This is a genomic window from Rhizobium sp. BIGb0125, from assembly GCF_024810055.1.
In the GTDB taxonomy this organism is placed as follows: domain Bacteria; phylum Pseudomonadota; class Alphaproteobacteria; order Rhizobiales; family Rhizobiaceae; genus Agrobacterium.
Window position 1 is genome coordinate 1 of sequence record NZ_JANUDV010000017.1, and the last position, 1,739, is coordinate 1,739.

The window sequence follows — 1,739 nt, forward strand, 5'->3', positions numbered from 1 at the left end:
TTCCTGCTGATCGACAGCCTGCTTGCCGGTGACATGGATGTGTTCTGGTCGGCGGTAAACCACCTCATTCTTCCCGCCAGCCTGCTTGGGTATTCCTCATCGGCCTATATCACCCGTATGACCCGCAGCTTCATGCTGGATCAGCTGGGGCAGGAGTATGTGACGACGGCACGAGTGAAAGGCCTTTCCAGCCGACAGACCGTCTGGTTACACGCCTTTGGCAACATCCGCGTTCAGCTCGTTACCATCGTGGCGCTGGCCTATGGCTCACTGCTTGAAGGGGCCGTGCTGATCGAAACGGTTTTCGCCTGGCCCGGTTTTGGCCAGTACCTCACCAGCAACCTGATTATCGGCGATATGAACGCGGTTATGACCTGTGTTCTGATCGTGGGCGTCATCTTCATCGGGCTTAACCTGTTGTCTGACGTTCTCTACCGCTTCTTTGATCCGAGGACACGCTGATGACCACGCAAACACAAAGCACAGTGCGTCTTCCCGCCTGGTTGAATGCCCTGAAAAACATCTTTGTTTTCCTGCTGAAAAGTCCGACCTCGACCTTTGGTCTGATCGTTCTGGGACTGCTTATTCTGGCGGCGGTTTTTGCGCCATTCATTGCAACGCATGACCCCTATGCTCAGGATCTGGTCAACACCCTGCAGGCGCCCGGTAACGGACATCTGTTCGGTACGGACGAGTTGGGACGTGATATTTTCAGCCGTCTGATCTGGGGCGCCCGTATCACACTGACGATCATCTTCCTTGTGTCGATCATTGTTGGCCCGATTGGACTGATTGTCGGTACGGCTTCCGGTTATCTCGGTGGCAAGTTTGATACGGTGATGATGCGCATTACCGATATCTTCCTGTCCTTCCCGAGCCTCATCCTGTCGCTGGCTTTTGTTGCGGCATTGGGACCAAGCCTCAACAATGCAATCATCGCCATTGCCTTGACCTCGTGGCCACCGATTGCGCGTCTGGCACGTGCTGAAGCGATGACCTTCCGCAATGCCGATTACATCGCGGCCGCACGTCTTCAGGGTGCGTCACCCATGCGCATCATCGTCAAGTCAATCATGCCGATGTGTCTGCCATCTGTTCTCATCCGCCTGACACTCAATATGGCAACGGTGATCTTGACAGCCGCCGGTCTTGGCTTTCTCGGTCTCGGTGCACAGCCACCATTGCCGGAATGGGGTGCGATGATCGCGACTGGACGTCGTTATATGCTGGATAGCTGGTGGCTGGTGACTTTCCCGGGCGTTGCCATCCTGTCGGTCAGTCTTGCCTTCAACCTGTTGGGCGACGGTCTGCGCGATGCACTCGACCCGAAGCAGATGAACCGGAGATAAGGCGATGGAAAAGACCATTCTTGACGTTGAAAATCTCCGCATTCGTTATGGTGGCTCCGCCACGGAAGCCGTGCGCGGAGTGTCCTTCACCCTTGGACGCGAACGTCTCGGTATCGTTGGGGAAAGTGGCTCTGGTAAATCGACCGTAGGGCGTGCGCTGCTGAGACTGCTGCCCGGTGCGACCATTACCGCTGACACGTTGCGTTTCGACGAACTCGACCTTCTATCGCTCTCGGAAAAAGAGATGCTCAAGGTTCGCGGTCGTCGTATGTCGATGATCCTTCAGGATCCGAAGTTTTCGTTGAACCCGATCCGTCGGGTGGGCGATCAGGTGGCTGAAACCTATTTGCGGCATTTCAAATGCGCCAAGTCGGAAGCCAAAGACAAGGC

General features: G+C 55.7%; 3 protein-coding genes. All 3 read left to right on the forward strand.

From position 1 onward, the window contains the following. Positions 1-462 (forward strand): ABC transporter permease (locus tag M2418_RS25665; protein WP_259149877.1); only part of this gene is annotated, 462 nt, incomplete at its 5' end. Further along, positions 462-1,349 (forward strand): ABC transporter permease, encoded by an 888-nt coding sequence (locus M2418_RS25670; protein ID WP_192489325.1) that lies wholly within the window; start codon positions 462-464, stop codon positions 1,347-1,349. The genes M2418_RS25665 and M2418_RS25670, both read left to right, overlap by 1 nt. 4 nt (positions 1,350-1,353) lie before the next feature. Continuing rightward, on the forward strand, positions 1,354-1,739 hold a 386-nt coding region (locus tag M2418_RS25675; protein ID WP_259149878.1), incomplete at its 3' end, for an ATP-binding cassette domain-containing protein.

Bases quoted from the DNA above. Each gene is read 5' to 3' on its own strand.
- M2418_RS25670 (WP_192489325.1), top strand. From the start codon at position 462: ATGACCACGCAAACACAAAGCACAGTGCGTCTTCCCGCCTGGTTGAAT.